The sequence below is a fragment of the Brevundimonas sp. genome, assembly GCF_013823285.1.
In the GTDB taxonomy this organism is placed as follows: Bacteria; Pseudomonadota; Alphaproteobacteria; order Caulobacterales; family Caulobacteraceae; genus Brevundimonas.
In genome coordinates, this window is the sequence record NZ_PNLV01000069.1 from 1 (window position 1) to 13,724 (window position 13,724).

The 13,724-nt window shown below is 68.4% G+C and carries 11 protein-coding genes and 2 pseudogenes; 1 reads left to right on the top strand and 12 read right to left on the bottom strand.

Annotated features, from left to right (window positions below; genetic code table 11):
• The 6 genes and pseudogenes from C0461_RS10275 to C0461_RS10300 all read right to left on the bottom strand — a co-directional run.
• Positions 1-198, bottom strand: a pseudogene (locus tag C0461_RS10275) (type II secretion system protein GspE); the annotation flags it as partial.
• A gap of 3 nt (positions 199-201) precedes the next feature.
• On the bottom strand, positions 202-2,274 hold the full coding sequence (gene gspD / locus C0461_RS10280) for a type II secretion system secretin GspD (RefSeq protein WP_292106499.1): 2,073 nt from the start codon (positions 2,272-2,274) through the stop codon (positions 202-204).
• Entirely contained in the window at positions 2,271-3,107 is an 837-nt protein-coding gene (locus tag C0461_RS10285) for a type II secretion system protein N (protein WP_292106501.1), read from the bottom strand. Before C0461_RS10285 ends, gspD begins: the two co-directional genes overlap by 4 nt.
• A 154-nt stretch (positions 3,108-3,261) precedes the next feature.
• Positions 3,262-5,871 carry a TonB-dependent receptor gene (locus tag C0461_RS10290; RefSeq protein ID WP_292106504.1) on the bottom strand — a complete coding sequence of 870 codons (2,610 nt, stop codon included), beginning with the start codon at positions 5,869-5,871 and terminating at the stop codon, positions 3,262-3,264.
• An 86-nt stretch (positions 5,872-5,957) separates the two neighbouring features.
• The gene (locus C0461_RS10295; RefSeq protein WP_292106506.1) at positions 5,958-7,394 is read right to left on the bottom strand and encodes a hypothetical protein; all 1,437 of its coding nucleotides are present in this window, start codon (positions 7,392-7,394) and stop codon (positions 5,958-5,960) included.
• A 166-nt stretch (positions 7,395-7,560) separates the two neighbouring features.
• On the bottom strand, positions 7,561-8,340 hold the full coding sequence (locus C0461_RS10300; protein ID WP_292106508.1) for a PDZ domain-containing protein: 780 nt from the start codon (positions 8,338-8,340) through the stop codon (positions 7,561-7,563).
• A 124-nt stretch (positions 8,341-8,464) separates the two neighbouring features.
• Here C0461_RS10300 and C0461_RS10305 point away from each other — a divergent pair, with 124 nt between their 5' ends.
• Positions 8,465-9,550: an N-acetyltransferase gene (locus C0461_RS10305; protein ID WP_292106510.1), complete on the top strand. Its 1,086-nt coding sequence runs from the start codon at positions 8,465-8,467 to the stop codon at positions 9,548-9,550.
• A 7-nt stretch (positions 9,551-9,557) separates the two neighbouring features.
• Here C0461_RS10305 and mscL read toward each other — a convergent pair whose 3' ends face one another.
• The 6 genes and pseudogenes from mscL to C0461_RS10335 all read right to left on the bottom strand — a co-directional run.
• On the bottom strand, positions 9,558-9,983 hold the full coding sequence (gene mscL / locus C0461_RS10310) for a large-conductance mechanosensitive channel protein MscL (RefSeq protein WP_292106512.1): 426 nt from the start codon (positions 9,981-9,983) through the stop codon (positions 9,558-9,560).
• A 26-nt stretch (positions 9,984-10,009) separates the two neighbouring features.
• The gene (locus tag C0461_RS10315) at positions 10,010-10,486 is read right to left on the bottom strand and encodes a GNAT family N-acetyltransferase (RefSeq protein ID WP_292106514.1); all 477 of its coding nucleotides are present in this window, start codon (positions 10,484-10,486) and stop codon (positions 10,010-10,012) included.
• 8 nt (positions 10,487-10,494) lie between these two features.
• Complete coding sequence (locus C0461_RS10320; protein WP_292106517.1) at positions 10,495-10,785, bottom strand: integration host factor subunit beta; 291 nt, start codon at positions 10,783-10,785, stop codon at positions 10,495-10,497.
• Between the two features lie 202 nt (positions 10,786-10,987).
• Positions 10,988-12,691, bottom strand: coding sequence for a 30S ribosomal protein S1 (gene rpsA, locus C0461_RS10325; RefSeq protein ID WP_045318979.1), 1,704 nt, complete (start codon positions 12,689-12,691; stop codon positions 10,988-10,990).
• A gap of 160 nt (positions 12,692-12,851) precedes the next feature.
• Positions 12,852-13,502, bottom strand: coding sequence for a (d)CMP kinase (cmk, locus tag C0461_RS10330; protein WP_292106521.1), 651 nt, complete (start codon positions 13,500-13,502; stop codon positions 12,852-12,854).
• A pseudogene (locus C0461_RS10335) lies at positions 13,499-13,724 on the bottom strand (3-phosphoshikimate 1-carboxyvinyltransferase); the annotation flags it as partial. The pseudogene C0461_RS10335 and the gene cmk, both read right to left, overlap by 4 nt.

Genomic DNA, 13,724 nt, shown 5'->3' on the forward strand with positions numbered 1-13,724 from the left:
CAGGCGACGATCGAAGCCCGAGGCCGTCAGCCGCTCGATGCGCAAGGGTCGGCCCAGCGCCCGGCGCGCCTCCACCAGCGCCAGCGGGTCGGCGCCGTCCCTCACCCCGACCAGCGCCGTCTCGCCCGCGTCCAGCAGCACCACGCCGTGCCGCTTGGCGAAGGCGTAGGGAAGGGTCGGATTGACCAGGGTGATCATGGGTCAGCCCCCGGGAGGCGGCAGGGGCGCGCCCTCGACCGGGCCGGGCGTCATGCCCACGGGCGAGATCACGTCGCCGCCAGGAACCGGCGCGGCGGGACGGTAGCCGCCCATGTAGTCGCGGATCAGCATGTCCAGCGACGGTTCCACCGTCGGGTCGCGATCGATCTGGCGACCCCGCATGTAGTCCCAGCGCTCGGCCCCCACGCGGGCCGCATCGCCGGGGCTGCGGATGATGGTGGGGCGGATGAAGATCATCAGATTGGTCTGGCCCCGCTGCCGCGCGGTGGACCGGAACAGGTTTCCGATCACCGGAATGTCGCCCAGACCCGGCACGCTCTCCACCGACAGCCGCTCGTTCTGGTCCAGCAGACCGCCCAGCACCGCAATCTGGCCGTCGTCCACCAGCACGGTGGTCTGGATCTCGCGTTTGTTCAGAACCAGATCGCTGGCCCCTGCGGTCAGCACGCCGTTGATGCTGGACACTTCCTGCCGCAGGAACAGGGTGATGGCGCCCCCGGCGTTGATCTGGGGCCGCACCTCCAGCTTGACGCCGATGTCCTGGCGCTGGGTGGTGCGGAACGGGTTGGTGTTGTTGGAGCCGAGCACCTCGCCCACCACCACCGGCACTTCCTGACCGACGAGAATGGTGGCTTCCTCATTATCCAGGGTCATCAGGGACGGGGTCGACAGCAGGTTCGAGCCCTCGTCGCTGCGCACGGCGTTGATGATCGCGCCGAACAGGCCGTCCGAACCGATGCGGCCGCCGCCCATGCCCAGAACCCCGTTGGCGCCCAGCAGGGAATTCAGGGCCGCGCCGCGCAGGTCCTCCAACAGCGGATCATCCTCGTCCAGCTCGCGCTCGCCGGCGATCGCGCCGAGGACGGGCAGGATGCGAGGCGCGGTGTTGGAGTAGTTGGTGGCGAACAGGGGATTGCCGTCGCGGCCCGCCAGCGCCCACTGCACGCCCAGGGCCCGGGCGGCGTCATCGGAGACCTCCACCACGATGGCCTCGACCAGCACCTGCTGACGACGGGTGTCCAGTTGGCGGATCACTTCGGACAGCATGCGCTGGGTCTCCGGCGCGGCGGCGATGACCAGGGCGTTGGCGCCGGGGAAGCGGGCGATGTTGGCGCGGGCGCCGGGCGTGGCGGCGGACGTGGCGGACGGATCACCCTCCGCCGAAGCGCTCTGAACGCCGTCCAGAGGACGCGAAATCTGGCCGGTCATCTGCTGCAGGACCGGCAGAAGCTGCTCGGCGTCGGCGTGCTCCAGGAACACCACACGCACGTCGTCGGCGGACTCGGCGCGACGGTCCAGATCGTCCACCAGCGGGCGGATGCGGGCCACGGCGGCCGGGTCGCCGCGCAGGACGATGGAGTTGGAGCTCTCCACCGGCACCACGCTGACCATGCCGGCCGACCCGCCGCCTGGGGGCGTCAGCACCTCGTTCACCACCCGGGCGATTTCGCGCGCCGAGGAGTTTCGCAGGGTGACCACCTCATAGGCGGAGCGGTCCACGTCGATCTGGCTGATCAGGCTGCGGATGCGGCGCAGGTTGTCGGCGAAGTCCGCCACCACCAGGGTGTTGCCGCGCGGATTGGCCAGTACCTGGCCCTGGGCGCCCACCAGGGGGCGCACCACCTCGGCGGCCGAGGCCGCGTCGATGTTGGCGATCTGGAACACCTCGGTGGCGAAGCGTTCGGAGCCCACGGTGGATGGCCCCTGCGCCGCCCCCTCGGCGGGCGAAACGCGATAGGCGCCCGACGCGGTGGGCGACACGACCAGGCCGTTGGCGCGCAGGGTGGACAGGAACACCTCGAACAGCTCGGAGCGGCTGAGCGCCCGGTCGCTGGTCACGGTCACGGTTCCGGTCACGCGCGGATCGACGATGAAGGTGTGGCCCGTGGTGCGGGCGATGTCCTGGATGAAGGCGCGGATATCAGCGCCCTGCACATTCAAGGTCTGGCGGGGGCTGGATTGCGCAAGGGCGGGCGCGGCGGCGCCCAGCGGGCCCGAGGCGCCGATCACGACGGCGGCCGCCAGGGCCAGGATGCGGTTGGCGCCAGCGATCATTGAGCGATCCTCAGGGTGGCGGCGCGGACTTCGCCGCCGCGTTCGTAGCGAATGTGGAGAGACTCGGCGCCCGCCAGCCCGGCGGCGATGCGCGGCAGGCTGGAGACGCTGTCGAGCGCCTGGCCGTTGACGGCCTGAATGACGTCGCCGGGCAGCAGGCCCGCCCGGGCGGCCGCTCCGGCGCCTGCCGGGGTGACGACGAAGCCGGTGATGCGCTCGTCCACCACATGGGGGGTCAGGGCGCCGGCGCTCAGCAACTGCATGGGATCGCCGACGGACGGCGCGGCCCCGGTCGTGGGGGCGATCACCTGCTGACCCGAAGGCGGCGGCGGCGGCGGTGCGGCCCCCGCCGGCGCCTCGCTGAACCCCAGGCGGGTGCGCGAGGCGCCGCGCGCCACCACGGCATGGTCGGAGGCGACGCTCTCCAGCCTGAGGCCCGGCTCGATCTCCTCGCCCGCGGCGACCGAGACCTGACGGCCGTCAGACAGGCCGATGATGGCCGAGCCGCCCCCTGCCCCGCCCGCGCGCACGCCGAACAGGCGCAGGGCGCCGCTGTTGGCGGCCATGGCCTCGGCCAGGCTGGACGGGGTGCCCGTGCGGAAGAAACCGTCGATGCGGGCCAGGACGGAGACGTCCGGCGTGGCGGGCGCGCGGGACGGCGCGGCGCCGAACGGGCCGGCGGGGGTGGCCACCATCCACAGGACGGCCGCGGCTGGAATGGCCAGCAGGCCCGCCAGCACGGCCTCGGTCAGGCCCCGGACGCCGCCCGGAACCGCGAACGCGGCCCCCGTGGGAAGCCGCGCCGCGTTGAGCCTGTCAATCAGTTGGAACACGGACGGTCGCCCCCGGGTCTCTTCGGCCGCCTGATTAGCGCGGCGATGGGGCGCGAAGCCCGCTCGGGACGATGACGCAATGGCGACAATCGTGTGACGATCGCCGGGTTCACGGACGATCCGGCGGGGCGGCGAACCACCCCGCCGGTCTTCATCAGAAGCTGGTGCTCAGGCTGATGGAGCCGGAGGCGCCCATGTCGTAGCGGTTGATGTCCACGCGCTGGCCCAGTTCCTGGTACTCCTGGAACTCGGTGTTCAGCAGGTTGCGCAGCTCCAGTCCAAAGCGGAAATCCCGTCCGAACGCCCCGAAGTCACGGCGATAGACGAAGTCCAGCATGACGCCCGGCTCCTGGATCAGGTCCGGCTCGCCGGGGCGGCCGCGTGCGGACGACCGTTCCGAGGCATAGTTGACCAGGATGGTCGCCTGGGAGCCGACGATGTCGTCCTCCCAACCGAACTGCAGGTTGGCCAGGTGCTCGGACTGGCCCTGCAGACGCGCCCCGTCAGTGAAGAAATTCGTCGCCGGTTGAGACGTGCCGTTGCCGGACAGGGGGAACACCTCGTCATCCGGCCCGACCCGCAGTTCGGACTGGACATAGGTGTAGTTGGCCTGGACCAGCCAGCGCTTGCCGTCCCAGAAGGCGCCGGTCATGGGGCTGTCGAAGTACGTCTTCACGTCCAGCTCGATGCCCCAGAGCTCGGCGCCGGGAGCGTTCAGATAGGTCTGCTGGGTCACGGAACCGGTGTCGTTGATGACCGATTCCACCGGGCGGTCGATGTCCTTGTAGAAAAGGCCGGCGGTCACATACTGGTCGCGCTGGAAGTACCATTCATAGCGAAGGTCCACGTTCAGCAGCTCGCTGTCCGTCAGGAACGGGTTGCCGATGAACAGGCGATCGCTGTCCGGGTCCAGGTACTGCTGCGGCGCCAGCTCACGGAACTGCGGTCGACCGATGGTCTGGGAGGCGCCGAAACGGAACTGCATGTCCTCGGCGAAGTTCCAGGTGAGGGTCGCGGCCGGCAGCCAGTATTCGTTCTCCAGCACGGTCGGCTGGAACGGCGTGACGCCGCCGAACAGGTCGCGCGAGACGACGGTCTGCTCGGCTTCCTCGTAGCGCACGCCCACCGAGCCGCTGACCAGCGGCAGGATGTCCGCCTCGACCTGGACATAGGCCGCGTGGACGGTCAGCTCGGCGTCATAGGCCGCCGCGCCGCCGCCGCCAGTGGTCTCCACCAGCCGGATCAGGCCGGGGCCCTGGTTGAAGTCGGCGAAGAAGAAGTCGACCCGCTGGCGCTGGAACTCGGGCGACAGGCCCGAGCCCTGGAACGAGAAGATCCGCTGCTCCGCCTCGCGGGTGTTCTCGTAGGTTTCAGCCCCGACCGTGAAGGTCATGTCGCGCAGGCTGGACAGGGCCAGAGCGTAGCTGAGATCGATGCCGCCGCTGACCACGTCGTCGGTCAGTTCGCTGAAGGACGTCGAGTTGCGCTGCCCTTCGTGGAAAGCCACGCCGTCATCGTCAATGGAGTAGCGGATGGTCTTCTCGTAGGGCGCGTCGCGGGTCGAGCGAGCCCAGGCCCCGCGCCAGTTCACGCCCAGATCGCCGAAGGTGTGTTCACCGGCCAGCTGGGTGTTCAGCAGGGTGCGCACGTACCAGGCGGTGTAATCGTCACGAACCAGGTTGTTGCCCGGCGCATCGAAGTCAAACCCTTCGCGCGAGCGGGTTTCCTTGGTCGTGCGGCGCACATACAGGTTCGTCCACTGGATCAGGTGATCCGCAGTCTCGAAGCTGAGCCCCAGAAGACCGTCCCAGCCGATGGAATTGTCGGTGGACATGAAGTCGTACTGGCGGGTGGCCGCCAGCTGGTCGACGTCCACACGGCCTTCACCCTGGACGCCGGTCCGGGTGCGCCACTCGTTGTTGTAGCCCAGCACGCCGATAACGCCGAAGCGGGCGCCCACCCCGGTGTCGAAGGACTGACCGGCCGAGATGTCGAAGCCGAAGTCCGGCTGGATCCGGTTTTCGAGCTGCAGCAGGTTCAGCGGCGCGTTGACGAAGTCCCAGCCGATGCGCTGGATGTCCTCGGCGCTGAAATTGGCGCCCTGGACCACACGGTTGCCCGTGGCCATGGCGACGCGCAGACGGCCCGGCACGTCACGGGTGCCGTCGTCGAAGCCGGTGAAATCGGTGCGCGAGCCGTAATAGATCAGGCCGTCCTGGAACGTCGTTTCGGTATTGCCACCCATGCTGACGCCGAAGTTGAAGAAGGGCTCGTCAGGAGTGGCGATGGTGTACAGATCAATGATGCCGCCGCCGAACTCGCCGGGGTAGTTGGGCGAATAGGTCTTCTGCACAGCGACGCTGCGCAGGATGGAGGCGGGGAACAGGTCCAGCGGCACGACCCGCTGCAGCGGCTCGGGGCTGGGCAGGGGCGAACCGTTGAGGCGGGCGGCGGAATAGCGCTCACCCAGGCCGCGGACATAGACGAAGCGGTTTTCAGCCACGGTCAGGCCCGCGACGCGAACCAGGGCGTCGGCGGCGCTGGAGTCGCCCGTGCGCTGCAGATCCTCGGCCGTTACAAAGGCGGAGATTTCGGAGGTCGCCCTCATGGGCTCCGGGATGTAGCGACCGAGCACGACGATCTCCTCGACCGAGGTGACTTCGGGCTGTTCGGCTTCGGCGGTCTGGGCCAGCGCGACATGCGGCGCGGCCAGGGCCGTTGTGGCGAGCAGAAGCCCGCTCAGGGTGTGGATGATGCGGGTCATGGTCTTCTTGCGCCTTTGAGATGTCGACGAAAACGGGAATGAGCGGCGGCCTTTCGAAGGCCGCCGCTCGTCTCCTTGTGCTCGGATCAGCAGACCGAGCCGCTCTCCAGGCCGCAGGTCCAGCCCCGCCACCAGTTGTCGTTGCTGTCGCGGACGGCGCCGATGTAGTCGACGTTCTGCAGGAAGGCGCTGACCGAGTTGACCGGCGTGGCGGTCACGGCGTTCTCGTTGGTCCCGTTGATGAACCCATTGAGGGTCGAGGTCCCGTTGGCGGTGTTATTCGACCCAGCGTTGAAGATGGCGGCGGCCTCGGCGCCCGTGACGTTGGTGTCGTCGCGGAAGGCGATGGGGCAGCTGAAGTGGACCGAGTTGAACGTCGGGCCATTGGCCACCGTGGCGGCGTCGTCGATGTCCAGGCAGGCGGCCGACCCGGTGATGACCGAGTTGTACATCTGCATGGCGTGGCCGGTGTTCAGGATGATCCCGTCGCCGCCGTTCGGACGGCCGATGGCGGTCACGTTGGAGATGTACGGGCGGGTGAACAGGGCCTGGTTGCCCGCCGAGGACGATTCGAACATGCGGTCGCCGCCCGAAGCCCGTTGACGGATGATCATGAACTGGGCCGAACCACGATAGCCGGTGTCGGTGTCGAAGCTGTCGTCATCGTTGCCGGTCAGAACCACGTAGCGCAGGTTCACCGTGCCGCCGAACGGCTCGATGCCGTCGTCGGAGGAGTTGTGGACCTGGATGTACTCCATCACGGTGCCGTTGCCGACGCCGGCCAGGGTGATGCCGTTCAGTTCGTTGCCCGGCAGGATTTCAAAGCCCGGGAACTGGACGCGCACATAGCGCAGGCGACCCGAGTTGTCGGCCACGGTGTTGCCGCCGTAGAAGGCGCTGGTGCCCTCCACCTGGGCTTCACAGGCCAGGTTCGGCGGGGTCACGCCGCCGGGGCAGGCGGCGATGGGCGCGCGGCCCAGGATGACCAGGCCGCCCCACTGTCCGATGGAGTCCGGACCGGACGTGCCTTCGATGTTCTGACGGCTGGTGAAGATGATCGGCGCCGTGGCGGTGCCTTCGGCGAAGATCTGCGCGCCCCGGTTGACCACCAGGAAATCAGCGCCGCTGGAGCCGAAGATGGTCACGCCGGCTTCGATGGTCAGGGTGCCGTCCTGGGCGCCGGCGATCGGCGCGGCGGGGTTGGCGCCCTGGTCGTCGCCCACATCGGTGCGGCCGCCCAGCGAATAGATGGTGCCGGCGCGCAGGGGCACCACCAGATTGCCGACGATCTTGGCCGGCAGCTGGCAGTTGCGCAGGTTGGCGATCACGCCGACGTTCGAGAAACCTGCCGGACAGTCGGCGGCCGGACCCGTTCCGCCGCCACCGCCACCGCCGCCGCCGCCGCCGCCGGTTCCACCACCGCCGAAACCGCCCTCGCCAGGCGAGGCCACCTCGGCCGCGCCGCAGGAGGCCAGGGCGAGCGCAGCGGCGCCGGCCATAAGGATCTTGTAGGTACGTGACATTGGAGTCCCCTCGTTGCGCGTGAAAGCAGGCCCGTCGCGCACCATGCCGACGCCCCCGCAACTCGGAGCATGGGATTAGTCAAGGTTTGCAATGATCAGATGACAGTAATTCTGCCATATTTTATCATGTTCAGAACCCGGATTATTATTTGTATTTTTGATATACTTAGTCTGGCGTGTATCGACTTGAAAAAACCGAGCCATTCCGCCGGTATTCCAGCTCGACCGAATGCCCCGCAGCGATGTCCGCAGCCAATTCCTCCAGCCGTTCGGAACGATCAAAGGGCGTGCCGTTGATGCGCAGGATCACATCACCCGGTCTCAGCCCCGCGGCCGCCAGAACGCCGCCGTCGGTTCCCGGCCTCCACACATAGCCGTCGGCGCCGTTGGCGGAGACCGGCCGCAGGGCCGTGGCGTAGGTGGCGGGATTGGCAGCGCCCGGACCCGCTGTGGCCTGGCCCGCCGCGGCCTGACCCGTCGCGGCCATGACGGGTTGCGCCGGGCCGGGGTTAGCTGCGGGCGGCGCCGCCGGGAAGTCGAGCCGTGTCCGGGTCCGGCCATGGCCCAGCACCACATGATCCGTGGCCACGGCGGCCAGTACGACGCTCTCGCTGACCGTCTCGCCGACGCGGACGGCCTTCTGCACACCGTCCGGTCCGGCCACGATCGCGCCGGCCCGAGCGCCCGCTCGCACGGCATAGAGGGTGTGCGGCGCCAACGGGAAAGCACCCGCCGCCCTTCCGAAGAAGGGGTCGCCTCCGGAGTGGGGGCTCGACGCTGGGGGCGGTCCGAGCGTCAGGGCCGCCGTCTCCCCCTGCCCGCGCTCCGATCCGCCGAGCGTCCAGACCCAGAGCAGCGGCTGCAGCGCCAGAAGCCCAACCAGAACGACTTCGGTCGCGGCTTGCGCCCGGCTGGCGGGCCGTCGGAACAGGGGCACGGCGAACATGCCCGCAACCTAGTCCGGGATCATGACAGTCATGCGTAGACCCACGGGCGCGGGATCTGGTCCGCGGTCATCATATCAAAAGCTTTGGTTGCGACGTTGGCGCCCTGGAGTTTGCCGGTCCGTCATGTCGCTGAATCTTCGCCCTTTCACGCCAGCCGACGCCCCCGTCGTCGATGCCTTGCACAGCGCAGTGGACTGGCCCGTGCGCTCGGCCGGGGGCTGGCGCTGGCTGGCCGCCAATCCGGCGCGGCCTCCTGACTTTCCCGTCGGCTGGCTGGCGGAAAACGAAGCGGGGCGCGCCGCATTCGTGGGCCAGTTCCCACAGCGGTTCTGGATCGGGGACCAGCCGGTTCTGGGGGTCACCGGCTATTCCATCATCGTGCCGCCGGAGTTGAAGGGCGTGGCCGGGCGTCTCATCCGCAGGATCATGAGCCGGGATGACGTGGCCCTGTTCTACACCCTGAACGCCAACGCCCTGTCTGCACCGCTGTACCGTCGGCATGGGCTCAAGCCCTACCCTGAAGCCACCCATGCGCTGAAGCTGACATGGATGATCGATCCGGTGGCCGCCGCTGGCGCCGGGGTCATCCGCAGGGTGGCGCCGGATCTCAGCGGCAGGCCCGGTCCCGAACGTCTGACGAACCGCCGACTCGGCCGAAACCCGGCGCTGCGATTGCCGCCGCAGGTGACGCCCCTGCACGGGTTCGATGATGACTGGAGTCTGTTCTGGTCCCGGCTCAGGTCCGAAGGCCGCGTGCTCGCCGACCGAAGCCCGGAAACCCTGCGCTGGAGGCTGGGCGAGCCGGACGGAACCCTGCCGCCTGTCCTGCTGGCCTACCGCCGGGACGGCGCCGTCACCGGCTGGTTGTTGGCCCAGATGGCCAAGATGAGCCGCCTTGAGCCGCCGGTCCTGGACATCATCGACCTCGTCACCCTGAAGAACGAGCCCGACGCGGCCTCCGTCCTGACCGGCGCCCTGATCGCCAATGCGCGACGCCTCGGCGCGGCGAAGGTGCGGCTTCAGGTCGTCTCGCCGGACATGCTCGGCGCGCTCGGGCCGCTGGCTCGCCGCGCCCGCCGCGAAGGCGGCTGGGGCCATGGCTACGCCCGCTTCGCCCCCGAACACGCCGGGCGGCTGAGGGCGAGCTGGTCCCCGACACCCTTCGACGGTGACTACAGCTTCTGCCTCCGTCCGGTCCCCGCGGTCTGAAACAAGATCAGGCTCGGGGCCGCGCCTTCAGCTCGTCCCGGATCTCGGCCAGCAGCGCCTCGGTGGGCGTGGGCGCCGGCGGCGTTGCGGGGGCTGGTTCGGCCGCCTGCTTGCGGCGCATGTTGTTGATGCCCTTCACCAGCAGGAATACGGCGAAGGCCACGATGACGAACTGCACCAGGGTGTTGATGAAGGCGCCGTACTGGATCGCCACCTCTTCCACGGCTTCGGTGGCCGGATTCTCCGGAACCAGCACCCACTTCAGCTCGGCGAAGTCGATGCCCCCTGTCAGAAGGCCGATCGGCGGCATGATCACCCCGTTGACCAGGGCCTGGACGATGCCGTTGAAGGCCGCCCCTATGATGATGCCGACGGCCAGGTCAACAACGTTGCCCCGGACAGCGAACTCGCGGAATTCGTTGAAAAGCCCCATGTCATGCTCCTGCTTGCGACGCCATCTCAGCCGGACGTCAGGTCGAGATGTAGAAACTGGTTGAAGTCGGTCGCTTCATAGCCGCCGAAGGCCGGTCCGTTCCTGAACCCGCGACGGTGATACAGGTTCAGCGCCGGTTCGAACGCCTCCCCCGATCCGGTCTCCAGGCTGACACGCCCGCATTCCAGCCGCGCAGCCTCGGCGATCAGGTGCTCCAGCATGGCGCGCCCGGCGCCCCGTCCGAGATGATCCGGATGGGTGCGCATGGACTTGATCTCGCCGACGCCGTCATCGGTCGTCCTGAGCGCGCCCATGGCCAGCAGGGTCTCGTCCTCCCACAGGACGAACAGCGTGACCCCCGGACCCTGGAGCCCGGACAGGTCCAGCGCATGCACGCTCTCCGGCGGCGACCACCGCTGCATGGCCTCAAGATGAAGCCGCAACAGATCGACCAGTCGGGGATCTTCGAAATTGGCCGGGGCGATGCGCCAGCGGCTGTCCATGGAGGTGTTCAGGCGTCGCCCGAGGCGTTGAGCCGCTCGCGAAGCTCCTTGCCGCTCTTGAAGAAGGGGACCGACTTGGCGGGCACTTCCACCGCCTCGCCGGTGCGGGGGTTCCGGCCCGCCCGGGCTGGCCGCGAACGCACCGAAAAGGCTCCGAAACCGCGCAGTTCCACCCGCCCTCCGCCGCTCATGGCGTCGATCATGCGGTCCAGCACAATGTTCACCACCCGCTCGACTTCGGCGTGCGTCAGATGGGTGTTCTCCGTGGCCAGCTTTTCGATGAGCTGCGACTTGATCATCGGTGATCGGCCCCCGCCATGTGATGTTCCCAGCCGCCGGCGCGTCCGGACGACGTCGAAGGGTCGACCTTAGCCATCCTTGGCCCTGCGAATAAAGCCCCACACGCGATTCAGTCGCGAATTCGTCCTTAATCTTCAATGGATGTGAAAAAGGCGGCCGGTTCGCCCCGGCCGCCTGATCCGTCTTCGATGGGACGAAGGCCTACTCCTTGGAGCCGGCCTTCTCGCGCAGGGCCGCGCCCAGGATGTCGCCCAGCGACGCGCCGGAGTCCGAGGACCCGAACTGATCGATGGCTTCCTTCTCGTCCTTCATCTCCAGCGCCTTGATCGACACCGAGACGCGGCGGGTGGCCTTGTCCACGGAGGTGATCATGGCGTCGGCGCGGTCACCCACGGCGTAGCGCTCGGGGCGCTGCTCGGCGCGGTCGCGCGACAGGTCGGACTTGCGGATGAAGGCCGAGACCGGGGTGTCGTCCTCGCCGAACTTGACCTCGATGCCGCCGCTCTCGATCGCCGTCACGGTGACGGTGATCTGCTGACCCTTGCGGTAGGTGTCGCCTTCCATGGGGTCGCCGCCCAGTTGCTTGACGCCCAGGGAGACGCGCTCCTTCTCGATGTCCACGTCCAGCACCTTGGCCTTGATGGTCTCGCCCTTGTGGTAGCGCTGGATGGCTTCCTCGCCGGAGACGTTCCAGTCCAGATCGGACAGGTGCACCATGCCGTCGATGTCGTTGTCCAGGCCCACGAACAGGCCGAACTCGGTGGCGTTCTTGACTTCGCCCTCGACGGTCGAGCCGATCGGGTGGGCTTCGACGAAGGCTTCCCACGGGTTGTTCTGGGCCTGCTTCAGGCCCAGCGAGATGCGGCGCTTGGCGCTGTCCACGTCCAGCACGACCACATCCACTTCCTGCGAGGTGGAGACGATCTTGCCCGGATGGACGTTCTTCTTGGTCCAGGACATTTCCGAGACGTGCACCAGGCCCTCGACGCCGGCTTCCAGCTCCACGAAGGCGCCGTAGTCGGTGATGTTGGTGATGCGGCCCGTCATCTTGGCGCCGGCCGGGTACTTGGCCTCCACGCCTTCCCACGGATCGGCCTGCAGCTGCTTCATGCCGAGGCTGATGCGCTGGGTGTCCGGGTTGATCTTGATGATCTGCACCTTGACCGTGTCGCCCACGGCCAGGACCTGCGACGGGTGGGACACGCGCTTCCAGCTCATGTCGGTGACGTGCAGCAGGCCGTCGATGCCGCCCAGATCCACGAACGCGCCGTAGTCGGTGATGTTCTTGACCACGCCGTCGCGGACTTCACCCTCGGCCAGCTGGCCGACCAGCTCGGTGCGCTGCTCGGCGCGGGCCTCTTCCAGGATGGCGCGACGCGAGACGACGATGTTGCCGCGCGGGCGGTCCATCTTCAGGATCGCGAAGGGCTGTTCCTTGCCCATCAGCGGGCCGACGTCGCGCACGGGACGGATGTCCACCTGCGAGCCGGGCAGGAACGCCGAGGCGCCGCCCAGATCGACGGTGAAGCCGCCCTTCACGCGGCCGACGATGGCGCCCATGACCGGCTGCTCATCGGCGAACACGCCTTCCAGACGGGTCCAGGCTTCCTCGCGTCGGGCCTTGTCACGGCTGATGACCGCTTCGCCCAGCGCGTTCTCGACGCGCTCCAGATAGACCTCGACGTTGTCGCCCACCTTGGGCAGGTCGGCGCCGTCGCCCTGGCCGAACTCGCGCATGGCGATGCGGCCTTCGGTCTTCAGGCCGACATCGACGATGACGATGTCCTTTTCGATGCCGACGACGCGGCCATGGACGACCTGGCCTTCGCCGAGATCACGGCCGGAAAGCTGTTCGTCCAGAAGGGCGGCGAAATCGTCGCGGGTGGGGGTGAGTGTGTCGGTCATGAGGTTGATGTTGTTTCTGAAAAAGAGTTTGGCGCGCGAACGGAATCCGCGCGGCGGTTGAACGGGAATGTCAGGCAGTGGCGATGCGGGCGGCATGAAAACCGGCCTGAACGCCCGCGGCTCATCGAGGGACCGGTGCGTTGGATTTGTCCGCGGGGTTCTAGAACCCGTGCCGGACGCGCGCCGCCTCGACGACGCGGCGGGCCGCATCGAAGGCGGCCTCTATATCCATTTCGGTGGTGTCCAGCAAGACCGCGTCATCAGCCATGATCATCGGGGCCGCCCCGCGTCCGGCGTCGCGCTCGTCCCGTCGGATGATGTCGGCCAGCATGTCGTCGAAGGCGATGATCTCGCCTCGTCCGGTCAGCTGCAGCCAGCGGCGGCGCGCGCGGGTCTCGGGCGTGGCCGTCACGAACAGCTTCACCGGCGCGTCCGGCGCGATCACCGTGCCGATGTCGCGCCCGTCCAGAACGGCGCCTCCGGCCTGTCGTGCGAAATCCTGCTGCAGCTTCAGCAGCGCCGCGCGCACCCCCGGGTGGGACGCCACCCGGCTGGCCGCCTCACCCGCGCCCCGGCTGGTCAGGGCGGTTTCATCGATCAGGTCGGCGGGCGTGACGCGCTCGGCCGCCCGCGTGGCGGCCCCGGCGTCACCGAGATCGCCTCCCGCCGCCAGAACCTTCAGCCCCGTGGCGCGGTACAGCAGCCCCGTGTCCAGGTGCGGCAGGTTGTAATGGGCCGCAAGACGCGAGGCGATGGAGCCCTTGCCCGACGCGGCCGGGCCGTCGACGGCGATGATGAGGGAAGCAGTCATCGGGGCTCGATAGAGGCCCCCAGCCCCTGCATCAACTGCACGAACCCCGGAAAGCTGGTGGCGATCATGCCGGGATCATCCACCGCGACCGGTTCTTCGCTGTTCAGCCCCAGGACCAGATGGCTCATGGCGATGCGGTGGTCGTGGGCCGTGCGCACGGTGGCGCCGCCCTGCACGCGGGCGGCTCCGGTGACGATGAAGCCCTCCGGCTCCTCCTCCACC

Excerpts from the sequence above, each read along its gene's own strand:
- cmk (WP_292106521.1), bottom strand. The coding sequence starts at position 13,502 with ATGACTGCTTCCCTCATCATCGCCGTCGACGGCCCGGCCGCGTCGGGC.
- C0461_RS10320 (WP_292106517.1), bottom strand. The coding sequence starts at position 10,785 with ATGATCAAGTCGCAGCTCATCGAAAAGCTGGCCACGGAGAACACCCAT.
- C0461_RS10300 (WP_292106508.1), bottom strand. The coding sequence starts at position 8,340 with ATGTTCGCCGTGCCCCTGTTCCGACGGCCCGCCAGCCGGGCGCAAGCC.
- mscL (WP_292106512.1), bottom strand. The coding sequence starts at position 9,983 with ATGGGGCTTTTCAACGAATTCCGCGAGTTCGCTGTCCGGGGCAACGTT.
- C0461_RS10290 (WP_292106504.1), bottom strand. The coding sequence starts at position 5,871 with ATGACCCGCATCATCCACACCCTGAGCGGGCTTCTGCTCGCCACAACG.
- rpsA (WP_045318979.1), bottom strand. The coding sequence starts at position 12,691 with ATGACCGACACACTCACCCCCACCCGCGACGATTTCGCCGCCCTTCTG.
- C0461_RS10295 (WP_292106506.1), bottom strand. The coding sequence starts at position 7,394 with ATGTCACGTACCTACAAGATCCTTATGGCCGGCGCCGCTGCGCTCGCC.
- gspD (WP_292106499.1), bottom strand. The coding sequence starts at position 2,274 with ATGATCGCTGGCGCCAACCGCATCCTGGCCCTGGCGGCCGCCGTCGTG.
- C0461_RS10315 (WP_292106514.1), bottom strand. The coding sequence starts at position 10,486 with ATGGACAGCCGCTGGCGCATCGCCCCGGCCAATTTCGAAGATCCCCGA.
- C0461_RS10305 (WP_292106510.1), top strand. The coding sequence starts at position 8,465 with ATGTCGCTGAATCTTCGCCCTTTCACGCCAGCCGACGCCCCCGTCGTC.